Genomic DNA, 21,877 nt, shown 5'->3' on the forward strand with positions numbered 1-21,877 from the left:
CTCACCTCTCCGTGCTTATTCACACATTGATTTTACGGGCTCAAATGTTTTGCGATGAATAGGAGTTACGCCGTATCGCTCCAAGCCATGCAAATGACTTTTAGTCCCATAACCAGCATTTTGCGAAAAATCATAGCCAGGAAATTCCTTATCATAGTCTGTCATCAGCTTATCCCGAGTAACCTTCGCTACAATACTGGCCGCTGCAATAGACAGAGAATTGGCATCGCCTTTGATGATGGACTCTTGCGGAATCTCAACATCCAGTTTCATGGCATCAATCAGCAGATAATCGGGCTTGAGAGAAAGCTTAGACAAAGCCTCTTTCATAGCAAGCTTGGTTGCTTCGTAGATATTGACTTTATCAATAATCTCGCTGTCCATCAGGCCAATACCGACTGCCAAGGCTTTATCTAGAACTGCCTGATAGATCTCTTGATGTTTTTTCTTAGGAATTTTTTTACTGTCGTTGAGCCCCTTAATCTTACATCCTGGAGGTAAGATAACAGCTGCAGCGACAACTGGTCCAGCTAGAGGACCACGACCGACTTCATCAATCCCAGCAATCGCCTGATAGCCAGCTTTATAAAGCTTTTTTTCATACCGTAACATCTGCTCCAGACGCAAATCCTCATTTAACTCTGCCTGAATAGCTCTTTTACGTTTTTCAATCGCCTTTTGAACTCCGCTCCGCTGGTCATTAGCTGCTTCTGCCAGAAAAGGATCAGCCAAATCAGTCACTAACTCTAAACGTTGCTGGGTTTCTTTAATCGTTGCCATCTAGTTCACCAACCGTATCCAAGCAATAACGGCCTAGCTTGCCATCGCGGACATCTTTGACAAAAAGGCTGTAAAAACGGTCATAGTCATCGCGGAAGCCGAGTTTTTGAGTCATATCCATAATCATGTCTGGCGCTTCCTGACTTAGGTCCAGCTGCTTGAAGCGAGCTGTTAGTTCCTCAGGATAATGCTCCTTAAAATAATTAAGGCCAAAAATCGTCACCTCATCCATAGGCAGCAGATTATCCTTAATAGCTCCAGTCAGAGCAAGCTTGAGAGCAACCGTCTCATCTTCAAACTTAGGCCAGAGTATTCCTGGTGTATCCAAGATTTCCAAGTCTTTATTTGACTTGAGCCATTGCTGACCTTTTGTCACACCTGGCTTATTCCCTACAACAGCGATTTTCTTACCAGCTAAGCGATTCATGAGGGTTGATTTGCCAGCATTGGGAATACCGATTATCATGGTACGCAGGGTTTCGATGCGAATTCCTCTCTCTTTTTGACGTGCCAATTTGTCGGCCATAAGCTTCTTAGCTGCATCTGTTACTTTTTTAACAGCAGATTGCTCTTTGGAATTAATAGATAAAGTCGGAATTCCCTGACTTTCAAAATAGATTTGCCATTCTTTAATACGAACAGGGTCTGCCAAATCAGCCTTGTTTAAAATCAGAAGCTTAGGTTTATTGCCCACAATCTTAGTCAGCATAGGATTCTGACTAGATAAAGGAAGTCTCGCATCAACCAATATCGTCACAAAATCAACAAACTTAATATTTTCCTGTACCTGTCTCCGTGCCTTAGACATATGCCCCGGAAACCATTGAATCGTTGCCATAATTTATCCTTTCAACGAATATCATTGTTAAAATTTTATATCTTTAACTATTTTAACATATTTCTAGGATTTAAGCAGGTGAATGCTAAAGTGATACTCTCTACCGCAAGAGCAAAAAAAGCCCTAGAGGGCTTTCTAACTTTATCTTACTTGCTCAAAATGCAGATGCACAGCGATATGATCTCCATAGCCATTGCGCTCTAAATCGCGTTGCAGGCGATAAGAAATATAATGCTCGGCAATAGTAATATAACCTGCACCCAAGAGGCGGCTTTCAACCATGGACTGAATCATGCTGATTGTCGCACGTTCAACCTTAGCTTCTTCCAAATCCAGAACGACTTTCTTTGTAACCTGCGCTAAATTCTGACGCAAATCATCTGTCAACACATAGACAGTCTGCGCTGCCTTTAAAACTGCTTGATAAATTTTATCTGGATCGAATTCTACAACCTCACCACTCCGTTTAATAACTTGCATAAAAAACTCCTTTTATATTATATATTTCTAATCTAATGTATGTCTCTAACATGACTGCTGCCAATCCGGTTGTCTATAGTCTGCTCAAAAAGAATTCTGAAAACCAGACCATACCTTTACATTATATAATTTTTTCCAATATTTTTCAAAGAATGCTTCCATTTTTTTAGCCTTAAAAGACCATATGAAAAAGGATCGCTCTGGGCAATCCTATTTTTTTCAATCTTATCAATCAATAATCCGGTCTCAGGACACCTTTAACCGTCTCTTTGGTCGCTTGATAGTCGCCATCAACAACGACCTTGATAATGCGTTTGGCATCTTCTTCAGGCGCAGGCACAAGCGGTAAGCGGGTTGGACCAGCCGCAAACCCCAAGTAATTAAGAACAGCCTTGACTGGTGCTGGACTTGGATAAGAGAAGAGTGCATTGACTTTAGGGATGAATTTTCGTTGAATAGCTGCTGCTTTTTTGATGTCATTGTGCTCAATAGCATCCAGCATTTCAAACATTTCATCGCCATTTGTATGAGAAGCAACTGAAATAACTCCATCAGCCCCCAGATTCATAGCATGAAAGGCATCACCATCCTCACCAGTGTAAATCAGAAACTCCTCTGGACGATGCTCAATCAGATAGGCCATATTCGCCAGACTGGTACATTCTTTAACGCCGATAATATTTGGATGTTCTGCCAACCTCAGCATAGTCTCAGGTGTCATCTCAACAACAACCCGGCCAGGTATATTGTAGATAATGATAGGCAGGTTTGAAGCATCTGCAATGGCTTTAAAGTGCTGATACATCCCTTCCTGAGAAGGTTTGTTGTAATAGGGTACGATGGCCAAACCAGCTGCAAAACCACCAAATGCATCTACTTCTTTGACGAATTCGATAGAGTCGCGCGTTTCATTGGTACCAACACCCGCAATCAAAGGGACGCGCCCCTTGACAACCTTTTGAACAGCCGAAAATAATTCCAATTCTTCATCGTGAGTCAGGGTTGGACTTTCAGCAGTTGTTCCAGCTAGCAAAATCCCATCCGTATGATGCGCCAAAAGGTGCTCAATCAAGTCTGGAATAGCTTCAAAATTAATGGATCCATCTTCATGAAAAGGTGTGATAAAAGCTGTGATGATTTTACAGTTTTTCAGATCCGCATACGCCATAAACTTACCTCTCTTTATACGAAAAGAGGGTTGAAAGAACGATTATTCAACCCTGTGCTGTAAAGTTTCCTTGGTCACTTTATTTTAATTCAAAAACAACTTCTGCTGTCGGACGAACTAAACCACGCTCATGCAGTGTCTCTGCGATTTGAACAGAATTCCAAGCTGCTCCTTTAAGAAGATTGTCTGAAACAACCCACATATGAATTCCTTTTTCTGCATCAAGATCCTTACGAATTCGGCCAACAAAGGTTTCTTTCTTACCAACCGCATTGATTGCTTGTGGATAAACCTGATGAGCTACATCATCCTCCAGAACAGCACCTGGGAAGGCTGCAATTGCTGCTTTTACCTGGTCAATAGGTGCAACTTCCTTAGTCTCAACGTAAACAGACTCTGAGTGAGCAGACAAGATAGGAAGACGGACACATGTCGCAGAAACAGCAATAGAATCATCTTCCATGATTTTCTTAGTTTCCTTGGTCATCTTCATCTCTTCGTAAGTATAGTCGTTATCTGTAAAGACATCAATCTGAGGTAAGGCATTAAAAGCAATAGGATAATGTTTTTTATCGCCGCCACATGGGAGGATATTGGCTTCCGTGTCCTTAGGATTCACACCATCATTGAGAACAGAGCGCAATTGAGCTTGGGTTTCAAGAATGGCTCCCATACCTGCACCAGAAACAGCTTGATAAGTTGAAACGATGATACGTTCCAACCCCCATTGCTGACGAACAGGCTCTAAAGCCACCATCATCTGAATTGTCGAGCAGTTAGGGCAAGCGATAATTCCCTTGTGCTGATCTAAGGCATGGGCGTTGACTTCTGGCACAACCAGAGGAACATCAGGATTTTGACGGAAATAAGAGGTGTTATCGACCACTACTGCTCCAGCTTTGACTGCGTAAGGAGCGAATTTTGCTGAGGTAGAACCACCAGCTGAAAAGAGAGCAATATCTACACCTTCAAAAGCCGTCTCAGTCGTCTCTTCAATAGTAATATCTTGTCCCTTGAACTGGAGAACTTTACCAGCTGAGCGAGCGGACGCCAGATAGCGTATTTTATCAATTGGAAGGCTAGACTCTTCCAGCATTTTAATCATTTGAGATCCAACGGCACCAGTGGCACCTACTACAGCAACTGTATATCCCATGCGATAACCTCTCTGAATTTTCAAAAAATTTTGTATTGTTAGTATTATACTATTTTTAGGGAAAAATGCAAATATTTCTGAAGAATATAAGTTCGATATTTTGATAAACTATACACCACTACTCTATGACTCAACTTTTTCCTAGAGACTCGTTTCGTCAAGAGCAATAACACTCACGACGCCAACCGCCTCAGCATCAATATCTCTAAACTCGGCTGAGGCAAACCTTCTTGTCTATCTAAGAGAGCTTTCAAGGTTTACAGCTTTTGTTCTCACGAACAAAACTGCATCCACTGCTCTACATCTCAACTTCCTCCTGCGGACTCATTTCATCAAGAGCAATAACACTCACGACGCCAACCGCCTCAGCATCAATATCTCTAAACTCGGCTGAGGCAAACCTTCTTGTCTATCTAAGAGAGCTTTCAAGGTTTACAGCTTTTGTTCTTACGAACAAAACTACATCCATTGCTCTAAAACTCAACTTCTTCCTGCGGACTCGTTTCATAAGAGCAATAGAAAATCCCCAATCCGTAGACTGGGGATAAGGGCACTTTCGTGTGATCAGCAGGTTCACACAACTGATCAAGGTCCGCTCCTGCGTTTATGACCTCCCATGCTTCAATTTGCAGAAAATCTGCATATCGACTCATCGCACGAAATATAGTTTACCTTATCTTTTTCCGTTTTGTCAAGGTATTTAATCTAAAATATAAACAAAAACTTGTCTATCCTTCCACTCCTGCCCTTCTTTTTGGAATTTTTTTCGTACTCCTTCAAGATAGAAATCAGCTTGCTCTAGTAATTTTTGCGAAGGGATATTCTGTAGATCAACATGTGCTTCTAAACGATGAAATCCTAGTTCGCGACTGACTTTCTTGAGTTCTTCTAGCATAGCTCTGGCGTAGCCCTGACGCCAAAATTGATTATGTATCGTATAACCTATTTCCGCCCATTGAAAATTGTCTCTAGCTAGCACAAATAAATTAACCATACCTACATGTTTTCCGCTTTTTGCGTCATAAATTCCCCAAATATACTGTTGGTCTTTCTCTCGAAAATCGCGGTGCTTAGTCACCAAATCCACAAACCAACTTTCTGTACAAATTGTCATATCTAAAAGCCCATCATCAAATGGTGATTGAGAAGGAAGTCTATCGGAAAATCCTTCCATCCAAACTAAGTAATCCTCCTCTTCCAGATATTTTAAATAAATATGTTTCATAAATACTTACTTCCCTCTCGAATACTAAGTGCAGCCATTTCTGTCTGATGCCGTTCGATAAAAGCTCTGACCCAGTCTGGATTGGTTTTGGAATAATCTCTCAGCGCCCAGCCGATGGCCTTGTTAATAAAGAATTCTGTTCGGCCTAGATTATTCACTAAAATCTTCTCCAAGAGCTCTGTGTCTGTTTTCTCTTTTCGTAGCAGCTGATAATCGATGGCCAAGCGCCGTAACCAAATATCCTCATCACAACTCCAGGATAAAATAGTAGCTTTGGTTTCTGGAAATCGGGCAATAATGGATCCGACCAAGCGGTCTAGAAAGTCAATCGTATCCCACCAGGATTTTGTTTGGGCCAGCTTTTTCAAACGTGGCAAGTCAGATGGAGTCAATAGTTTCTTGCGAATCTCCAGATAATCTAGCGCAGTGTACTGCAGTTCTCGATAGGGATTTTTCCAAGCTTCATTTATAAAATTCCAGTCAATGACGGAATCAGTATGCTGTTTGAAAAAAGCCTTTGCGAGTTTCCGCCTGGCCGGAGTCTTGACTCCTAGAAACTCAAATTTATTTTTCATATAGGCTTTCATAGCCACCGCATCTTTAGGTATGGCTACAGCTTTTAACTCTTTTACCAATTCCTCTACATTCATAGCTTACTCCAGCAATTCACGGTCATAAATAGTGTAGTCGCAGCGATAAATCACGAGACGCTTACCGTCAATCAGTAATTCAGAAGTTTTAGGAGCATCGGATTTATCTAGAGAGACTCGGTCGCCAGCATAGGCAGCCAACGGAGTGCCGTTTTGAGAACGAATCAGAATAACCTTTTTCTTTCCAGTAAAGTCGTTTTTAAAGGCTGAAATCATGCGATTCAAAACGGGAACTGAATGACTATTCTCCTCAACATCTGCAGTCTTTTGATATTGAGCAAATACATCTTTCAAGCCTTTTTCTTCTGCAATCAAGGAAGAGCCCACATGGTCAATCTCATACTTACCCAAGGTGATTTTGAGCACAGAAGAATCTTCCTTGGAATTTCCTTCCGCATCAACTGAGTCAAACTCCTCGTTACGCGAGATGGATAGTGACTTGCCCGACATCTGGTCAATAAGCTGAGAATTTTCATCATAGGTGCGAACTGTCATCTCTAAACCAATCCATTCCTCCTTGGCATTTTTAAACCAATTTTCAACGGCCTGACAGCCGCTCAAAGTCAAAAGGGCAATGCTTAGAAGAGTTATTAATAGGTGTTTCTTTTTCATCATTTACACTCCATTTCTTTTAAAAGTTTAATTGGTCCAGCTTGCTTGTCCAAGGATTTCTGCAGCCAAACAATGTCATGCCAACGCTCGAATTTATAGCCCATTTTAGGGAAATACGCAACCTGCTGATAGCCTCTTTTTCGATGCAAAGCCAGGCTAGCTTCGTTAGGCAGAGAAATACAGGCTAGAAAATGCATATATCCCATCTGATCTAACAGGTCTTCAAGCTTATCATAAAGCTTACTGCCGACTCCTTTTCCTCTAGCATCTTGACTGACATAAACCGATAATTCCACTGCCCAATCATAGGCTGCACGCGCATAATAAGTCGAAGCATAGGCATAGCCTAAAATTAAACCATCTTCTTCCGCTACCAGATAAGGATATTTTTCCAATATTTTCTCAATCCTAGTTGCAAAATCCTCAATGGTCGGGACTTCATATTCAAAAGTAATGGCTGTATTTTCCACATAAGGCGCGTAAATAGCAAGCAAGGTCACAGCGTCTGATGGTCTTGCTAATCTAATGTTCATATTGACTCCATATTCTATTCTCATTATTTTCACTATTATACCAAAAAAGACCCGTAAAGAGCCTTTTAAACCAAGATCAAAATAGACCAATGGCTGTGCCGTCTGCCGCCACATCCATATTGAGTGCCGCAGGACGTTTCGGCAATCCTGGCATGGTCATGACATCTCCTGTCAAAGCCACGATAAAGCCCGCTCCAAGTTTTGGTACCAGTTCACGAATGGTAATTTCAAAATTTTCTGGCGCCCCCAGAGCTGCAGGATTGTCAGAGAAGCTATACTGTGTTTTGGCCATACAGATTGGCAGCTTGTCCCAGCCGTTTTTGATAATTTCCCGAATCTGCGTCTGCGCTTTTTTCTCAAAATTCACCTTCGAACCACGATAGATTTCTTTGACAATTTTTTCGATTTTTTCTTCAATAGAAAGATCATTGTCATAGAGGCGAGTGTAATGAGCAGGTTCTTCATTAATAGTTTTGACTACAGTCTCAGCTAGAGACACACCACCTTCAGCACCATCAGCCCAGACGCTAGCTAACTCAACGGGCACCTTAATTTCTGCACAAAGTTCTTTGAGAGTAGCAATTTCAGCTTCCGTGTCAGAGACAAATTCATTGATGGCCACTACCGCTGGAATACCGAACTTGCGGATATTTTCAACGTGACGTTTGAGATTGGCAAAGCCAGCTCTTACCGCCTCAACATTTTCTTCTGTCAGAGCATCCTTGGCCACGCCACCATTCATCTTGAGAGCGCGTAAAGTCGCAACAATTACGACCGCATCAGGAGAGGTTGGCAAGTTTGGCGTCTTAATATCTAAGAATTTTTCAGCACCAAGGTCCGCACCAAACCCTGCTTCAGTCACTGTATAATCAGCCAAACGGAGCGCTGTACTAGTCGCCAAAACAGAGTTACAGCCATGGGCGATATTGGCAAAAGGCCCGCCATGAACAAAGGCTGGTGTCCCGTAAATAGTCTGAACTAGATTTGGCTTAATCGCATCTTTCAATACCAAAGCCAAGGCACCTTCCACCTCAAGGTCACGAACATAGACTGGTGTACGGTCAAACCGATAGCCGATAACGATGTTAGCCAAGCGATTTTTCAAATCTTCAATATCCGTAGCCAGGCAAAGAATTGCCATAATTTCAGAAGCAACGGTAATATCAAAACCATCTTCGCGTGGAATACCATTAACCGGACTTCCTAAGCCAACGGTCACATGACGAAGAGCCCGGTCATTCAGGTCAACCACCCGTTTCCAGATTATGCGGCGCTGATCGATTCCCAGTGCATTTCCCTGATGAAGATGATTGTCAATGAGAGCAGACAGGGCATTATTAGCAGTCGTGATGGCATGCATGTCACCAGTGAAATGCAAGTTGATATCTTCCATAGGTAGAACCTGCGCGTGGCCGCCGCCAGCTGCTCCTCCTTTAATCCCCATCACTGGACCCAGAGATGGTTCGCGGATAGCAATCATAGTTTTCTTGCCAATTTTGTTGAGCGCGTCAGCTAGTCCAATGGTAATGGTAGACTTACCTTCTCCGGCAGGTGTGGGATTGATTGCTGTTACCAAAATCAGTTTTCCAACAGGATTTTTTTCAACCTCACGAATCTTATCAAAGCTGAGCTTGGCCTTATACTTACCATATAGTTCCAAGTCGTCATAGTCGATGCCAACTTTTTTCACTACATCAACAATAGGCTGCAATTCAACACTTTGAGCAATTTCAATATCTGTTTTCATCAAGAACTCCTCTGTCAATTAATATAAAGATTATAACAAAAAAGAGCAAAATCTACATGATTAAGCTCTAAATAGATTTTAATGTTCGGGAAAAACAAAAAACTTGGAAATTTTTGTCCTCTAAACTATAAGATTTTAGAGTCACTTCTCCGCTGTGACACTCTGCGATTAGAATTATTTTACTAAATTTCTTTTTTCTTGTAAAATAATGCTATGAACATATTGATTACTTCTGGCGGGACCAGCGAGAAAATCGACCGTGTCCGCTCTATTACAAATCATTCGACGGGCAGGCTAGGGAAAATTATATCTGAAACATTCCTAGACAAAGGCGATCAGGTGACTCTGGTGACGACTCCCAAGGCTGTCCACCCGGCAACTCATCCCAATCTTACCATTGTCCAAATTGAAAACGTTGCAGAACTGCTTGAAGCCTTAGAGCCGCTCGTTCACACACATGATGTATTGATTCATGCAATGGCTGTTTCTGACTATACTCCCGTCTACATGACTGGTTTGGAAGCTGTAGCGGCTAGCCCTGACATGACTGAATTTCTGAATAAAACTAACTCAGAAACCAAGATTTCTTCTCAGGCTGATGTTCAAGTTCTTTTTCTCAAAAAGACACCTAAAATCATCAGTTTAGTAAAAAAATGGAATCCAGCCATTCGCTTGATTGGATTCAAACTCTTGGTCAATGTTACTAAGGAAGAGTTACTCAAGACCGCACGAGCCAGTCTTATAAAAAATCAGGCAGAAATCATTGTCGCCAATGATTTGGCAGAGATTTCTAACCAAGAGCATAGAGCCTATCTTGTCGGAAAAGAGACTGTAACTCAAGCTCAATCCAAAGAAGAAATTGCTCAGCTCCTCTACTTGCATATTCACAGTCTATAAGGAGGGAAAAGATGACACAGATTACCTTGGCTGTCAGTGGAAGTATCTCGGCCTATAAGGCTGCTGACATCACTAGCCGTCTAAAGAAAGAGAACTTTGAAGTAGTTGTCCTCATGACAAATGCAGCAACAGAATTTATCACACCGCTGACCCTGCAAGTCTTGTCGCAAAGACAAGTTGCAATCGATATTATGCAAGAACCTGACCCTAGCAAGGTCAATCACATTGATATCGCTAAAAAGTCTGACCTCTTTTTGCTGGCCCCCGCTACAGCCAATACCATCGCTAAACTAGCCAACGGCTTAGCTGACAATATGGTGACAGCTACTGCCCTGGCTCTGCCGACTCATACTAAGAAAGTTTTGGCTCCAGCTATGAACACTAAGATGTTTGAAAATCCACTAACCCAACACAATTTGGAGCGTCTACAGCGTTTTGGATGGAAGATTATCCAACCGCGTGAAGCTGTTCTAGCCTGTGGCGATCAGGGGACAGGTGCTCTAGCCGAAATTGATACAATTATTGATACAGTAAAGGAACTTATTTATGAAAAAACAGTCTAAAATTGCTCAAATTGCTATTTTCTTTGCCATTATGTTGGTACTGCACCTGCTAAGTTCGGTCATTTTCAACCTGCTTCCAGTACCGATTAAACCTACGATTATTCACATTCCAGTTATCATTGCCAGTATCCTCTATGGTCCTAAAGTCGGAGCTGTTCTAGGCGGCCTTATGGGATGTATCAGCGTTATTACCAATACCTTGGTGCTGCTGCCAACCAGCTATCTTTTTAGCCCTTTTGTGCCAAATGGAAGCCTTTCTTCGCTTCTTGTTGCCATGGTGCCTCGCATTCTCATTGGTATCACTCCTTATTTCGTATATAAAGCAATGAAAAATAAGGCTGGCTTGATTGTAGCTGGTTCCGTTGGTTCTGCCACCAATACCATCTTCGTCTTGGGAGGTATCTTCTTTCTCTTTTCAAATGTATACCAAGGGGATATCAAAGCACTTCTGGCTGTGATTCTATCAGCAAATTCCATTGCCGAGTTAATCATTTCTGCGATTTTGACAGCAACTATCATTCCTGCGCTTGAAAAAGCCCAAAAATGATGATGAGTTAGTTTTCGGACCAAGCAATGCTTTGGTCTTTTTTGATCCAGCATTTCCGCTATACCATTCTGAAATCCTTGAAACAATACCTTGAAAAGTATTTCATCGTTTTCTAGGTAACCTCTTTCAAAATTAATGAAAATATGCTACAATGTAAGCGATTAAGAAAATTTAAGAGTAGGATTTTTTACTAAAATTTCCATCTCTTCATTTCAAAAATAAAGGAGACTCCACCTATGACTTATCAAGATAACTTCAAAAAATGGCTTGATTACGCTGAACTTCCTGACTATCTTCGTGAAGACTTGAACAGTATGGACGAAAAAACTAAGGAAGATGCCTTTTACACCAATCTTGAGTTTGGTACTGCTGGTATGCGTGGTTTAATTGGCGCTGGTACCAACCGTATTAATATTTATGTTGTCCGTCAGGCAACCGAAGGTTTGGCTCGCTTGATTGAAGAGAAAGGTGATGAGTTCAAAAAACGCGGTGTTGCGATTGCTTACGACTCCCGTCATTTCTCACCAGAATTTGCCTTTGAATCTGCTGCTGTTTTAGCTAAGCACGGCATCAAGTCCTATGTCTTTGAAAGTCTGCGCCCAACTCCAGAACTTTCATTTGCAGTACGCCATCTTGGAACTTTCGCTGGTATCATGATTACAGCCAGCCACAACCCTGCTCCATTTAACGGCTACAAGGTATATGGTGAAGACGGCGGACAAATGCCTCCGCATGATGCAGATGCATTGACTGACTACATCCGTGCGATTGAAAATCCTTTTGCTATTGAGGTCGCTGATGTTGAAGCTGAAAAAGCTTCTGGCTTGATTGAAGTGATTGGCGATGCTATTGATGCTGAATACCTCAAGGAAGTTAAAGATGTCAATATCAACCAAAAATTGATTGACGAATACGGTAAGGACATGAAGATTGTCTATACTCCTCTGCACGGTACTGGTGAGATGTTGGCTCGTCGCGCTTTGGCTCAAGCTGGATTTGATTCTGTAGAAGTTGTTGAAGCTCAAGCTGTAGCTGATCCTGACTTCTCTACTGTCAAGTCTCCAAACCCTGAAAGCCAAGCAGCCTTTGCCTTGGCAGAGGAATTAGGTCGCAAGGTTGGTGCAGATGTCTTGGTTGCAACTGACCCAGATGCTGACCGTGTCGGTGTAGAAGTTCTACAAAAAGACGGTAGCTATCTCAACCTTTCAGGTAACCAAATCGGAGCCATCATGGCTAAATACATCTTGGAAGCTCATAAGAGTGCTGGAACTCTGCCAGCTAACGCAGCTCTCTGCAAGTCTATCGTTTCTACTGACCTAGTGACTAAGATTGCTGAAAGTTACGGCGCAACCATGTTCAATGTCTTGACTGGTTTCAAATTTATCGCTGAAAAGATTCAAGAATTCGAAGAAAATCACAACCACACCTACATGATGGGATTTGAAGAAAGCTTCGGCTATTTGATTAAACCATTTGTACGTGATAAAGATGCTATCCAAGCTGTTTTGGTTGTTGCTGAGCTTGCTGCCTACTACCGCTCACGTGGCTTGACTCTGGCTGACGGTATCGAAGAAATCTACAAAGAGTATGGTTACTTTGCTGAAAAGACTATCTCTGTGACCTTGTCTGGTGTTGATGGAGCTGAACAAATCAAGGCTATCATGGCTAAGTTCCGTGACAATGCTCCGAAAGAATTCAACGCTACTGCTATTTCTGTTACAGAAGACTTTAAGGCGCAGACTTCTACCGCCGCAGACGGTACTGTTACAGCTCTGACAACTCCTCCAAGCGATGTGCTGAAATACACTTTGGCTGATGGCTCATGGATTGCTGTCCGGCCATCCGGAACAGAACCAAAAATTAAGTTCTACATTGCCGTTGTCGGTGACAGCAATGAAGACGCTCAATCAAAAATTGCTGCTATTGAAGCAGAGATTAATGCTTTTATCAAGTAAAATAACACTATCAACCAAGCAACCAGAGGATGAATTTCACATTCTCTGGTTTTTCGTTTCCAAATCAAGCATTTTTCTGCTTTTTATGGCATACTAGTTTTATCAAAAGAAATGAGGATTATTTATGGAACAATTTGCTCAAAATATTAAAGACTTAGAAGTCACAACTGTTGATCGTGCTCGTCAAGCAATTGCTGACAAAGAGACAGCAACTTTCTTCGTCGGTCGCAAAACTTGCCCTTACTGTCGTAAATTCGCTGCTACTCTTGCTGGCGTGGTCGCTGATACCAAGGCGTATATTTTCTTTATCAATAGCGAAGAAGCTAGCGAATTAGAGAAACTGCAAGCCTTCCGCTCTGAATACAGCATTCCGACAGTTCCTGGTTTTGTTCATGTTCAAGACGGCCAAGTATCTGTTCGTTGTGATTCTTCTATGACTGCAGATGAGATTAAAGCTTTTGCCGGGATTTAAGCACGAATATCCATCTAAAGGCTAGTTTATTAGCCTCTCTCCTTACAGAGCGAGAAGGACTATAAGTTATTTTAAAAGCGAAAAAGACAAACTATATTGTTTGTCTTTTATTTTTCTTTCAAAGTATATATCGGAAAGCCGTGTTCTACTATTCTATCATCTAGTTTAAAATAATTTTTAAACCAATGTTTATATTTTTTAAATAAAGCTTCAATACAGATATACAGGATGATTATTAAAAAGATAAATAGAAAAGCGTGCCAATCTTGAAATTTCGAGGAACTCTCAATGAACATATTCCAGTACGCACATGAGAAGAGCAAAAGAACTACTAAAATTAAATTCACATATAAAATATAGCTCACAAAGAAGAGAAATTGATGTTTCTTTGATCTTTTACTGTAATAGACTTTATAGTTTTCGGTATGTCTTTCGAAGACAGGCAAGTGACAGGAATAGCGTCCACTCCCGAACTTAGCTAACTCAGGTAAGGCATGATAGCCACACCAATGGAAGCATTTATAGATGAACTCGCGAGTCAAAAAATAAATATTTAAACCTATAAAAATTAGAATAATGATGAAGTCAGTTCTCGCAGTTGGGGAAAATATCCACTGAAAATAAAGAAGGCAATGTAAGAAATTCAAAGCTCCTAATATAAAATAAATGACACCAGCAAGTCTGCTACGACGTCCAATAAAAGTTTTATCTGGAGGACTAGGGGTATGGGACATATTTTAATGATTTCCTATTCTTCGTAAATTTAATCAAGTTCAACAGACTATTTAACTTTAGTTTCCATCTTTTACGTTCCTAAAAGCCTGCCACATCTTCTGCTGGGGTTTGGCAAAGGGGTAATTGCCAAAATCTTCTGGATGAAGCCACAAGACCTCTCCATCAGCTGCGATCTGGCTATCCTTAACTCGGCCATAAGCCAGCTGGATATGCCACTTGCGATGACTGAAAACATGTTGCACTTTTGAAAAGGACTGCTGCTGCCAATCAACAATCAAATCATAATCCTGCTCAAAGCTTTCTTGAGGAGACAAGTCCAGACTTGGCTGATTTTCTGCCACCTCAAAGAGCGACATCTGATTTTCAGTTTGAAATTCCTCGATTTCAATCAAGGGAAAATGCCAAAAACCTGATAACAAGCCAGCAGCCTCATTCTTTTCAAGCAAGAACTGTCCCTGTTCGTTTTCGATAATCAAGCCCTGCAAATAGACCGGAACCGGCTTCTTTTTAGGGGCTTTGATTGGGTATTTATCCATTGTTCCATGCAAATAAGCTGCGCTGAACTCCTTTACAGGACTGTCTTCTGGATGAGGATTAACAGGAGCTTCGATATCTGACCCCAGATCCATCAGCGCTTGATTAAAATCTCCAGGTCTGTCTGGATCAATCAGAATCTCCATCATAGCCTGAAATACCTTCCGATTGCTAGGTTGGCCAATATCTATATCAACTTCAAACAAGCGACTCAGCACCCGCATGACATTGCCATCTACCGCAGGCTCAGCTAGTCCAAAGGCAATACTAGCAATGGCACCAGCTGTATAAGGTCCAATCCCTTTGAGGCTAGCAAGTCCTTCATAGCTATCAGGAAATTTTCCAGCGAAATCTGTCATTATCTGCTGGGCTGCTTTTTGCATATTTCGCACCCGCGAATAATAACCCAACCCTTCCCAAGCCTTGAGCAGTCTATCCTCTGGCGCCTGTGCTAAGTCAGCTACTGTCGGGAACCAGTCTAGAAAACTTTCATAGTAAGGAATCACCGTATCTACCCGAGTCTGTTGCAGCATAATCTCGGAAACCCAGATATGATAAGGATTATTTGTTCTGCGCCAAGGCAGGTCACGTTTATTTTCATCATACCAAGTTAATAATTTCTCTCTAAAAGAGGCAATTTTATCTACCTCCCACATCTCAATTCCGTATTCTTTCAAATCTAACATAAATCTAGTATAGCATAAGGCAAGAAAAATTGAAGAGCTTATGCCCTCCAATTGTTTCTTATCGTTTAATAATGACCGACAGCCTGACTGGCTGTAATCAAAGTCAGCTTATAAACATCATCCGCATTACATCCTCGGGAAAGGTCATTAACTGGATGGTTAAGGCCCTGCAGGATAGGTCCTACTGCTGAAAAGCCACCCAAACGCTCTGCCATCTTGTAGCTGATATTACCAGCCTCAATACTTGGGAAGACAAAGACGGTCGCTTGACCAGCCACCGGGCTGCCAGGTGCTTTCAGCTCTGCTGTTGCAGGAACGAAAGCTGCATCAAACTGCAATTCACCATCGATAACCAAGTCTGGACGCATTTCCCGAGCTAGCTTAGTTGCCTCTACTACCTTATCAACCTTTTCTCCGAAACCAGAGCCCTTGGTCGAATAGCTGAGCATAGCAACTTTAGGATCGATACCGAAAATCTGCGCTGTTAGGGCTGAGTTAACAGCAATCTCTGCCAAGATATTGGCATCTGGATCGATATTGATGGCACAGTCACTGAAAATGTAGCGTTCGTCATCACGCACCATAAGGAAGGCTCCGGAAGTGCGAGAAACCCAAGGCAGAGTCTTGATAATTTGTAGAGCCGGCCGAACAGTCGCTGCAGTGGAGTGAATCGCGCCAGATACCATTCCTTGGACTTTACCAAGATAAACCAACATGACACCAAAGTAGTTGACGTCTTCTTTGAGCAACTGGCGTGCTTCGTCTGCTGTGATTTTCCCTTTACGACGCTCAACAAAAGCTTCTACCATTTCCTCAAAGCAAGAACAGTTTGAAGGATCAATAACCTGATACCCTTCTTTTATTCCTTCAATTTCTAGATAAATACGGATTTTATCAGGATTACCCAAAAGAACTGGTGTAATACTGGTTTCTTTTACCAATAGTTTAGTCGCCTGCAGAATACGCGGTTCTTCCCCCTCTGGCAAGACAATCTTTACTTCCTTATCCTTCAAGGCTTCACGAATTGAGTCAAAAATTTTCATGCTTCTTAACACTCCTTTATCTATTTAGCTTTTAATTTCTCGATAACTTGTTTAAAATCTTCCGGCAAAGGACTTGCACGATCAACTTCCTGTCCGCTAAAAGGATTATAAAATTTCAAAGAATGACAATGTAAAGCCTGACGCTCTATTCCGTGTTCCAAACTCCCACCATAAAGGTCGTCACCCAAAAGCGGAAAGCCAATATGTGAAAAGTGAACGCGGATTTGATGAGTCCGCCCAGTATGCAGATGAATATCCACTAGATAGACATCTCCAAATCGCTCTATGACCTTGTAACTGGTATGAGCGTACTTGCCATCCTCTGTCACGCGCCTCGTAATGATACTCTCAGGATTGCGTCCAATCGGAGCAATAATCTCACCTTGCTCTTCTAAGTCACCAGTCCCCCGAACTAGAGCGTAATAGCGCTTTTCTATCAGCTTCTTCTGCAACTGTTTGTCCAATCTGGCATGAGCATAGCCATGCTTGGCAAAGAGCATGAGCCCACTTGTATCCTTATCCAGACGCGTCACGATATGCACCTGCTGGTTTTCATAGGCATGACGAATATAGTAAGCCTTAACAAAGTTTGCCATAGTATTGGAATGATTAACACTGGGAATACTGGCCACCCCTGCCGGTTTATCCAAAACCAAGAAATGCTCATCCTCGTAGACGACAGACAAGTCCTTATCAACAGCTTTCAGACTCTCAAATCCTTTTTCAGAAGGAATGTCAATCGTCACTTTATCGCCAATATCCAAGAGATAAATAGCATTCTGAGGTTGATGGTTGACAAGAATGTTTCCGCCGGAAAATTTTATCTTTGCCAAGAGGCTTTTGGAAACTTCGTGTCGCTTCAAAAAGGTCTTTACCTTGACATGCTCATCAGCAATAAACTCAAACCTCATTCCTTGCACTCTCCAATAAAGGAGTCTCTGACACGATTCCAAAAGCTGGTATGGCTTGGTGAAGCCACAAAATGTATCTTGTGATTGTCAATCTGATACTCAATGCGGACAATGTTTTTGAAAGAGAAAGTCTGATTATCGACCGCAATAGTGTGATAATCACTGCGGGTCGGCACTAACTCAATCTTATCCTTTTTAGGAACAATGACCGACGAGCCCAACGTCCGATAAACCCGATTGTTTAGACTGGCAATCTCTGTCACCTGCAAGGCTTCGATTGTCGGATGCAATACCGCTCCACCTAGAGATTTGTTATAGGCTGTACTGCCTGTCGGAGTAGAAACGGAAATCCCATCTCCTCGGAAACGCTCGAAATGAACCCGATTGATAATGACATCAGCAACCATAGTTCGATCCGAACGCTTGATTGTTGCTTCGTTCAAAGCACGAATAGTGCGTGTAGCACCATTTTCAAAAGTGATTTTCACATTTAAAATTGGATAAGAAACCTGAGCACCAGTATCTAATTTGAGATTTTCTACCAGCTTATCTAGTTCAAAATCACGGTAGTCTGTATAAAAGCCGAGATGCCCTGTATGCACACCGACAAAGCGGACCCGATCCAGCTGTTCTTCATACATATGAAAAGCCGACAGCAACATGCCGTCACCACCCACCGAAATCACGATGTCGGGATTCTTAGGAGTTAAAATAAAGCCGTTCTGTTTAAGCTTCTGCTTCAAATCCTGATAGACTTGTTCACTCTGTCTTTTCCGATTGCGGATAATCGCTATTTTTTTATCTGTATTCTTCATCTGTATCATCACTATTTCCCACACCGTCATTTAACTTGCGGTGAAGAGGATCAAAGAGAGCCTGCGCCTCCTGGATAGCATCACGGATTTCTCCCATCTCCTCATCCAGCTGATAGGCAAGATTAGCTGTCGTTTCCAAGCGGCATTTGATTTCCTCGGGAAATTCTCCTTTATACTTGTAATTCAAAGAATGCTCAATCGTAGCCCAAAAATTCATCGAAAGTGTGCGAATCTGAATTTCAGCCAGAATAAGCCTATGACCATTAATTGTATCGACCGGATACTCTATAATCACATGATAGCTCCGATAGCCACTGGCTTTTTTGTTTTTAATATAATCCCGCTCCTGCACAATGCGCATATCAGTCCGGTTTCGCAGGACTTCTAAAACTTCATCCACATCATCAACAAACTGTACCATGACCCGTAAGCCAGCGATATCCTGCATCTCCTGCTCGATATTTTCCTCGCGAATACCTCGCAGAATCATCTTTTCTTTAATGCTCTCAATCGGCTTGACACGTCCGGTCACAAACTCAATCGGAGAATGGCGCTGCTGCTTACGGTATTGCTTTCGCACCCCACGCAACTTAATTTTCAGCTCTCCAACTGCTTGAATATAGGGGTCTAAAAACTCTTCCCATTCTATTGTCATACACTTACCTTGTCATATCATTATTTTTTGTATAAAATAAACACAACTGTTATTATAACATAAATCGCTTTCAAAAAAAAGAAAAGGATATGAAAATGAATCACTTAGAAATTGAATTCAAAACCATGCTGACCAAAGAAGAGAACGACCGTTTGCTCCAGTTTTTTGCTGATATTTCGCCTATTAGCCAAACCAACCACTACATCGACTCAGACCAACAAAGTATCCGACACGCACACATGGCTTTTCGAGTACGAACTTTTAATCATCGCGAAGCTGAGCTGACACTCAAGATTCCTCAAGAAGTCGGAGCCTTGGAACTCAATCAGAACTTGACACCAGAAGAAACCGAAAACATTTTGCAGAACAATGAATTTCCTACGGGAGAGATTTTAGAGACGCTGCTTCAGAAAGAAATTCCCATCCAAGACTTGAAGATTCTTGGCTCTCTAGAGACTATCCGCTATGAAAAAGAAGACAAAATCGGTCTATTTGCTCTGGATGAGAGCCGCTACTTGGGCAAAACAGACTTCGAACTCGAAGTCGAAGTTGAAGATTTCGAAAAGGGAAAAGAAAATTTCCTGAACTTCCTAAAACAGCACAGCATCGACTACAAACCTGGTAAGAGCAAGATAGCAAGATTTTCTGAAAACTTGTAAATCAACGACCACAAAATAGCTGAAATAATCTAATTTTTTTGGTAAAATAAAAGGTAGCAATCTAAAGACTATTGAAATATAAATTTCATGGAGCATTAGATTATAGAAATGACACAAAAAGAGGACGGTCCAACTCATGTCAGATAAAAAAAATATGAAGCTTTTTTCCCTCAACTCCAATCATTCCATAGCTGAAAAAATCGCTGAGGCGGCTGGGGTTCCTTTGGGAAAACTTTCCTCCCGCCAATTCTCGGACGGCGAGATTCAGATTAACATTGAAGAAAGTGTCCGTGGCTATGATATATACATCATTCAGTCTACTAGCTTCCCTGTCAATAATCACTTGATGGAACTCTTGATTATGGTGGATGCCTGCAAGCGTGCAAGTGCCAACACGATTAATGTTGTGATGCCTTATTTTGGTTATGCCCGTCAGGATCGGACTGCTGCCCCTCGCGAGCCAATCACAGCTAAACTGGTTGCCAATATGCTTGTCGGTGCTGGAGTGGATCGCGTGATTTCTCTGGATCTTCATGCAGTGCAGGTCCAAGGATTCTTTGATATCCCAGTCGATAATCTCTTCACTATCCCACTCTTTGCCAAACATTATTGTAATATAGAGTTAACGGGAGATGATGTCGTTGTTGTCAGCCCTAAAAACTCTGGTGTAAAACGCGCCCGCAATTTGGCTGAATATCTGGATGCCCCTATCGCTATCATTGATTATGGCGAAGATGAGGCGGATCGCTCTGAGGGCTATATCATCGGAGATGTCGAAGGCAAGAAAGCAATTCTGATTGACGACATTTTAAATACCGGTCGGACTTTCTCTGAAGCAGCTAAAATTGTCAGCCGCGAAGGCGCAGTAGAAATTTATGCCGTATCTAGTCATGGACTCTTTGCAGATAAAGCTGCAGAATTGCTGGATAATTCTCCTATCAGGGAAATTCTTGTGACAGACTCTGTTGATACCAAAGAAAAAACACCTAAGAATCTCCACTACATTACAGCTAGTGAACTGATTGGTGATGCTATTGTCCGCATTCAAGAGAGAAAACCAGTCAGCCCACTCTTTGCCTATCAAAAGAAATAAGGTAACCGGAGTGATTTATTTAGATAATGCCGCTACAACTGCTTTGTCGCCTGCTGCAATCCAAGCAATGACCAAAACTATGACCGTCTTTGGAAATCCATCCAGTACGCATAGTCATGGCCGAGAAGCTAGTAAACTCCTCAGACAGGCGCGTGAGGATATTGCTCAAGCTCTGCATACTCAAAGCAATAAGATTCTTTTTACTTCAGGTGGCACTGAAAGCAACAATACTGCTATCAAAGGCAATGCCCTTCGTCACCAGAACCGAGGAAAACATATTGTTACCACTGCTATTGAACACCATGCTGTCTTAGAAGTGGTGGAGTACTTAGTAGACAAATTCGGCTTTGAAGCTACTTTTGTTCAGCCGGTGGATGGTCAGATTCGAGCGGCGGATATTAAAAAGGCACTTAGACCTGACACTATTCTTGTGTCCGTCATGGCGGTTAATAACGAGACGGGTGCCATGCTCCCCATTAAGGAAATTGGTGAATTACTGCACGAACATCCTGCTGTTTTTCACGTTGATGCTGTCCAAGCAATTGGTAAACTTCCCATCTACCCTGACGAGCTAGGGATTGACTTTCTATCTGCTTCAGCGCATAAGTTTCATGGTCCCAAAGGCGTTGGCTTCCTTTATGCCAAGAAGATGGATTTTGACAATTTCATGCACGGTGGCGACCAGGAAGAAAAACACCGGGCCGGAACTGAAAATCTAATCTCTATCACAGGTATGGCGGCGGCTCTGTCAGATAGCACGAAACATCTTGAGGAGAATTTAGCGCATGCGCAAGACTTAAAAAACAGCTTACTTGCTGACTTATCGGACATTGACTTTTACTTAAATGAAAGCCAACCAAGCTTGCCTTACGTCATCAATTTGGGATTTCCCAATCAAAAGAATGACCTGCTTCTGCTTCAAATGGATTTAAATGGCTTTTCCATTTCAACAGGATCAGCCTGCACAGCCGGAGCTATACAACCCAGTCATGTCCTGCAGGCTATGTATGGCAAAGATTCCAACCGCTTGCATGAGTCTATTCGGCTCAGCACTTCGGACCAAACAACTCTGCAAGACATTCAATTATTTACAAAGAAATTAAAAGAAATTTTAGGAGGATAA

23 protein-coding genes are annotated in these 21,877 nt (G+C 42.0%); 8 read left to right on the forward strand and 15 right to left on the reverse strand.

Annotated elements, in window-relative coordinates; translation table 11 throughout:
• Nucleotides 1-15 precede the first annotated feature (15 nt).
• From J1C86_RS05730 to J1C86_RS05775, 10 genes are all read right to left on the reverse strand, one after another.
• Entirely contained in the window at nucleotides 16-780 is a 765-nt protein-coding gene (locus J1C86_RS05730; RefSeq protein ID WP_125408888.1) for a ribonuclease HII, read from the reverse strand.
• The gene (ylqF, locus tag J1C86_RS05735) at nucleotides 767-1,618 is read right to left on the reverse strand and encodes a ribosome biogenesis GTPase YlqF (protein WP_125408889.1); all 852 of its coding nucleotides are present in this window, start codon (nucleotides 1,616-1,618) and stop codon (nucleotides 767-769) included. The genes J1C86_RS05730 and ylqF overlap by 14 nt, the downstream gene beginning before the upstream one ends.
• Before the next feature lie 141 nt (nucleotides 1,619-1,759).
• A complete protein-coding gene (locus J1C86_RS05740; RefSeq protein ID WP_002895476.1) occupies nucleotides 1,760-2,098 on the reverse strand; it encodes an ATP cone domain-containing protein in 339 nt (112 codons plus the stop codon).
• Between the two features lie 232 nt (nucleotides 2,099-2,330).
• Nucleotides 2,331-3,266: a 4-hydroxy-tetrahydrodipicolinate synthase gene (gene dapA / locus J1C86_RS05745; RefSeq protein WP_125407139.1), complete on the reverse strand. Its 936-nt coding sequence runs from the start codon at nucleotides 3,264-3,266 to the stop codon at nucleotides 2,331-2,333.
• A gap of 79 nt (nucleotides 3,267-3,345) precedes the next feature.
• The gene (locus J1C86_RS05750) at nucleotides 3,346-4,422 is read right to left on the reverse strand and encodes an aspartate-semialdehyde dehydrogenase (RefSeq protein WP_125408891.1); all 1,077 of its coding nucleotides are present in this window, start codon (nucleotides 4,420-4,422) and stop codon (nucleotides 3,346-3,348) included.
• A 700-nt stretch (nucleotides 4,423-5,122) separates the two neighbouring features.
• Nucleotides 5,123-5,647, reverse strand: coding sequence for a GNAT family N-acetyltransferase (locus tag J1C86_RS05755; RefSeq protein WP_125408895.1), 525 nt, complete (start codon nucleotides 5,645-5,647; stop codon nucleotides 5,123-5,125).
• Nucleotides 5,644-6,297, reverse strand: a complete 654-nt coding sequence (locus J1C86_RS05760) for a DNA alkylation repair protein (protein WP_125408897.1) — start codon at nucleotides 6,295-6,297, stop codon at nucleotides 5,644-5,646. The genes J1C86_RS05755 and J1C86_RS05760 overlap by 4 nt, the downstream gene beginning before the upstream one ends.
• Nucleotides 6,298-6,300: 3 nt before the next feature.
• On the reverse strand, nucleotides 6,301-6,912 hold the full coding sequence (locus tag J1C86_RS05765; protein WP_002915174.1) for a DUF5052 family protein: 612 nt from the start codon (nucleotides 6,910-6,912) through the stop codon (nucleotides 6,301-6,303).
• Nucleotides 6,909-7,442: a GNAT family N-acetyltransferase gene (locus J1C86_RS05770; RefSeq protein WP_221761852.1), complete on the reverse strand. Its 534-nt coding sequence runs from the start codon at nucleotides 7,440-7,442 to the stop codon at nucleotides 6,909-6,911. The genes J1C86_RS05765 and J1C86_RS05770 overlap by 4 nt, the downstream gene beginning before the upstream one ends.
• A gap of 76 nt (nucleotides 7,443-7,518) precedes the next feature.
• Nucleotides 7,519-9,189, reverse strand: coding sequence for a formate--tetrahydrofolate ligase (locus J1C86_RS05775; protein ID WP_125408900.1), 1,671 nt, complete (start codon nucleotides 9,187-9,189; stop codon nucleotides 7,519-7,521).
• Between the two features lie 213 nt (nucleotides 9,190-9,402).
• Between J1C86_RS05775 and J1C86_RS05780 the strand changes: the two genes are divergently transcribed.
• From J1C86_RS05780 to J1C86_RS05800, 5 genes are all read left to right on the forward strand, one after another.
• A complete protein-coding gene (locus tag J1C86_RS05780) occupies nucleotides 9,403-10,086 on the forward strand; it encodes a phosphopantothenate--cysteine ligase (RefSeq protein WP_427150781.1) in 684 nt (227 codons plus the stop codon).
• A gap of 11 nt (nucleotides 10,087-10,097) precedes the next feature.
• Complete coding sequence (gene coaC, locus J1C86_RS05785) at nucleotides 10,098-10,649, forward strand: phosphopantothenoylcysteine decarboxylase (protein ID WP_125408904.1); 552 nt, start codon at nucleotides 10,098-10,100, stop codon at nucleotides 10,647-10,649.
• Complete coding sequence (locus J1C86_RS05790; RefSeq protein WP_125407122.1) at nucleotides 10,633-11,196, forward strand: ECF transporter S component; 564 nt, start codon at nucleotides 10,633-10,635, stop codon at nucleotides 11,194-11,196. Before coaC ends, J1C86_RS05790 begins: the two co-directional genes overlap by 17 nt.
• Nucleotides 11,197-11,432: 236 nt before the next feature.
• Nucleotides 11,433-13,151: a phospho-sugar mutase gene (locus J1C86_RS05795; RefSeq protein WP_125407120.1), complete on the forward strand. Its 1,719-nt coding sequence runs from the start codon at nucleotides 11,433-11,435 to the stop codon at nucleotides 13,149-13,151.
• 124 nt (nucleotides 13,152-13,275) lie between these two features.
• Entirely contained in the window at nucleotides 13,276-13,623 is a 348-nt protein-coding gene (locus J1C86_RS05800) for a PedC/BrcD family bacteriocin maturation disulfide isomerase (protein WP_125407117.1), read from the forward strand.
• A 791-nt stretch (nucleotides 13,624-14,414) separates the two neighbouring features.
• On the opposite strand, the gene mutY is transcribed toward J1C86_RS05800, so the two are convergent.
• The 5 genes from mutY to J1C86_RS05825 form a co-directional block, all read right to left on the reverse strand.
• Nucleotides 14,415-15,578, reverse strand: coding sequence for an A/G-specific adenine glycosylase (mutY, locus tag J1C86_RS05805; protein WP_125409435.1), 1,164 nt, complete (start codon nucleotides 15,576-15,578; stop codon nucleotides 14,415-14,417).
• A gap of 65 nt (nucleotides 15,579-15,643) precedes the next feature.
• Entirely contained in the window at nucleotides 15,644-16,621 is a 978-nt protein-coding gene (pta, locus tag J1C86_RS05810) for a phosphate acetyltransferase (RefSeq protein WP_009660434.1), read from the reverse strand.
• 20 nt (nucleotides 16,622-16,641) lie between these two features.
• Nucleotides 16,642-17,532 (reverse strand): RluA family pseudouridine synthase, encoded by an 891-nt coding sequence (locus tag J1C86_RS05815; protein WP_125409433.1) that lies wholly within the window; start codon nucleotides 17,530-17,532, stop codon nucleotides 16,642-16,644.
• The gene (locus J1C86_RS05820; protein ID WP_312022660.1) at nucleotides 17,529-18,347 is read right to left on the reverse strand and encodes an NAD kinase; all 819 of its coding nucleotides are present in this window, start codon (nucleotides 18,345-18,347) and stop codon (nucleotides 17,529-17,531) included. The genes J1C86_RS05815 and J1C86_RS05820 overlap by 4 nt, the downstream gene beginning before the upstream one ends.
• The gene (locus J1C86_RS05825) at nucleotides 18,331-19,002 is read right to left on the reverse strand and encodes a GTP pyrophosphokinase (RefSeq protein WP_002895452.1); all 672 of its coding nucleotides are present in this window, start codon (nucleotides 19,000-19,002) and stop codon (nucleotides 18,331-18,333) included. The genes J1C86_RS05820 and J1C86_RS05825 overlap by 17 nt, the downstream gene beginning before the upstream one ends.
• Before the next feature lie 95 nt (nucleotides 19,003-19,097).
• On the opposite strand from J1C86_RS05825, the gene J1C86_RS05830 reads away from it, so the two are divergent.
• The 3 genes from J1C86_RS05830 (at nucleotide 19,098) to J1C86_RS05840 (ending at nucleotide 21,877) form a co-directional block, all read left to right on the forward strand.
• Nucleotides 19,098-19,661, forward strand: a complete 564-nt coding sequence (locus J1C86_RS05830; RefSeq protein ID WP_312022659.1) for a CYTH domain-containing protein — start codon at nucleotides 19,098-19,100, stop codon at nucleotides 19,659-19,661.
• Between the two features lie 136 nt (nucleotides 19,662-19,797).
• A complete protein-coding gene (locus J1C86_RS05835; RefSeq protein ID WP_125409427.1) occupies nucleotides 19,798-20,754 on the forward strand; it encodes a ribose-phosphate diphosphokinase in 957 nt (318 codons plus the stop codon).
• 10 nt (nucleotides 20,755-20,764) lie between these two features.
• Complete coding sequence (locus J1C86_RS05840) at nucleotides 20,765-21,877, forward strand: cysteine desulfurase family protein (RefSeq protein WP_312022658.1); 1,113 nt, start codon at nucleotides 20,765-20,767, stop codon at nucleotides 21,875-21,877.

Source organism: Streptococcus sanguinis (genome assembly GCF_050220005.1).
Taxonomy (GTDB): Bacteria; Bacillota; Bacilli; order Lactobacillales; family Streptococcaceae; genus Streptococcus; species Streptococcus sanguinis_Z.

Bases quoted from the DNA above. Each gene is read 5' to 3' on its own strand.
- J1C86_RS05730 (WP_125408888.1), bottom strand. From the start codon at position 780: ATGGCAACGATTAAAGAAACCCAGCAACGTTTAGAGTTAGTGACTGAT.
- ylqF (WP_125408889.1), bottom strand. From the start codon at position 1,618: ATGGCAACGATTCAATGGTTTCCGGGGCATATGTCTAAGGCACGGAGA.
- J1C86_RS05740 (WP_002895476.1), bottom strand. From the start codon at position 2,098: ATGCAAGTTATTAAACGGAGTGGTGAGGTTGTAGAATTCGATCCAGAT.
- dapA (WP_125407139.1), bottom strand. From the start codon at position 3,266: ATGGCGTATGCGGATCTGAAAAACTGTAAAATCATCACAGCTTTTATC.
- J1C86_RS05750 (WP_125408891.1), bottom strand. From the start codon at position 4,422: ATGGGATATACAGTTGCTGTAGTAGGTGCCACTGGTGCCGTTGGATCT.
- J1C86_RS05755 (WP_125408895.1), bottom strand. From the start codon at position 5,647: ATGAAACATATTTATTTAAAATATCTGGAAGAGGAGGATTACTTAGTT.
- J1C86_RS05760 (WP_125408897.1), bottom strand. From the start codon at position 6,297: ATGAATGTAGAGGAATTGGTAAAAGAGTTAAAAGCTGTAGCCATACCT.
- J1C86_RS05765 (WP_002915174.1), bottom strand. From the start codon at position 6,912: ATGATGAAAAAGAAACACCTATTAATAACTCTTCTAAGCATTGCCCTT.
- J1C86_RS05770 (WP_221761852.1), bottom strand. From the start codon at position 7,442: ATGAACATTAGATTAGCAAGACCATCAGACGCTGTGACCTTGCTTGCT.
- J1C86_RS05775 (WP_125408900.1), bottom strand. From the start codon at position 9,189: ATGAAAACAGATATTGAAATTGCTCAAAGTGTTGAATTGCAGCCTATT.
- J1C86_RS05780 (WP_427150781.1), top strand. From the start codon at position 9,403: ATGAACATATTGATTACTTCTGGCGGGACCAGCGAGAAAATCGACCGT.
- coaC (WP_125408904.1), top strand. From the start codon at position 10,098: ATGACACAGATTACCTTGGCTGTCAGTGGAAGTATCTCGGCCTATAAG.
- J1C86_RS05790 (WP_125407122.1), top strand. From the start codon at position 10,633: ATGAAAAAACAGTCTAAAATTGCTCAAATTGCTATTTTCTTTGCCATT.
- J1C86_RS05795 (WP_125407120.1), top strand. From the start codon at position 11,433: ATGACTTATCAAGATAACTTCAAAAAATGGCTTGATTACGCTGAACTT.
- J1C86_RS05800 (WP_125407117.1), top strand. From the start codon at position 13,276: ATGGAACAATTTGCTCAAAATATTAAAGACTTAGAAGTCACAACTGTT.
- mutY (WP_125409435.1), bottom strand. From the start codon at position 15,578: ATGTTAGATTTGAAAGAATACGGAATTGAGATGTGGGAGGTAGATAAA.
- pta (WP_009660434.1), bottom strand. From the start codon at position 16,621: ATGAAAATTTTTGACTCAATTCGTGAAGCCTTGAAGGATAAGGAAGTA.
- J1C86_RS05815 (WP_125409433.1), bottom strand. From the start codon at position 17,532: ATGAGGTTTGAGTTTATTGCTGATGAGCATGTCAAGGTAAAGACCTTT.
- J1C86_RS05820 (WP_312022660.1), bottom strand. From the start codon at position 18,347: ATGAAGAATACAGATAAAAAAATAGCGATTATCCGCAATCGGAAAAGA.
- J1C86_RS05825 (WP_002895452.1), bottom strand. From the start codon at position 19,002: ATGACAATAGAATGGGAAGAGTTTTTAGACCCCTATATTCAAGCAGTT.
- J1C86_RS05830 (WP_312022659.1), top strand. From the start codon at position 19,098: ATGAATCACTTAGAAATTGAATTCAAAACCATGCTGACCAAAGAAGAG.
- J1C86_RS05835 (WP_125409427.1), top strand. From the start codon at position 19,798: ATGTCAGATAAAAAAAATATGAAGCTTTTTTCCCTCAACTCCAATCAT.